The organism is Sebaldella sp. S0638, from assembly GCF_024158605.1.
Classification (GTDB): Bacteria; Fusobacteriota; Fusobacteriia; order Fusobacteriales; family Leptotrichiaceae; genus Sebaldella.
The window spans coordinates 1-646 of record NZ_JAMZGM010000119.1 but is presented as its reverse complement, the minus strand read 5'-3'; the positions used below and the strand labels follow the sequence as shown (position 1 = coordinate 646).

General features: G+C 27.6%; 1 protein-coding gene. It reads left to right on the top strand.

Annotated elements, in window-relative coordinates; genetic code table 11:
• Positions 1–251 precede the first annotated feature (251 nt).
• Positions 252–554 carry a hypothetical protein gene (locus tag NK213_RS17885; protein ID WP_253351736.1) on the top strand — a complete coding sequence of 101 codons (303 nt, stop codon included), beginning with the start codon at positions 252–254 and terminating at the stop codon, positions 552–554.
• Positions 555–646 lie beyond the last annotated feature (92 nt).

Genomic DNA, 646 nt, shown 5'->3' with positions numbered 1-646 from the left:
TATAATTTACGGCACTTTTCAAACAATGCTTTCTTATTTAATATTATATGTTTAAACCCATGAAAAATCCGCACTATAATTTATATTACATTTTATTTTATTCATTCCCATTCAATAGAATTTCTTATTGTAAAAAAAATTTGGGCGACGAAATGGCGACGAAAAAATAAATAAAGGAGTACCTAAAAAGGCACTCGCATCCAATTAAAGTATACCTTTTTAAAGTACTCCTGTCAATACAGGAGGTAAAAATGACAAAAGAAAAAATAAATAAACTTTTTGAAAAATCACAGGATATTATAAATATGATGAATGAACTTGGAATTAGAAAATATCGTGGGTATTCCTTCCGAGATACTGCTGTCGGGAATTTTCTCATACTGGATGATATTCCCATTACTTCTTCTCTGTCTGATACTTATCTTGGAAATGATTTAAGTAAATTTATGCCTAGGACTACCGTTGAAATTATGGAGAAATTTGAGGAAGATATTGAAAATAATGTGTTTTTAGAACTTGAAGATTTTTATTCTTTGTTTATTAAAAAATGCTGACTTAACATCAGCATTTTTATTTTCTACAAAAACTCTATTCAGAATTTAGAAGTATTAAATTGCATACATTTTAAAGTCCACTTCATATTGTT

What these genes read in the sequence shown, in the direction of transcription:
- NK213_RS17885 (WP_253351736.1), top strand. Translation starts at nt 252, where the DNA reads ATGACAAAAGAAAAAATAAATAAACTTTTTGAAAAATCACAGGATATT.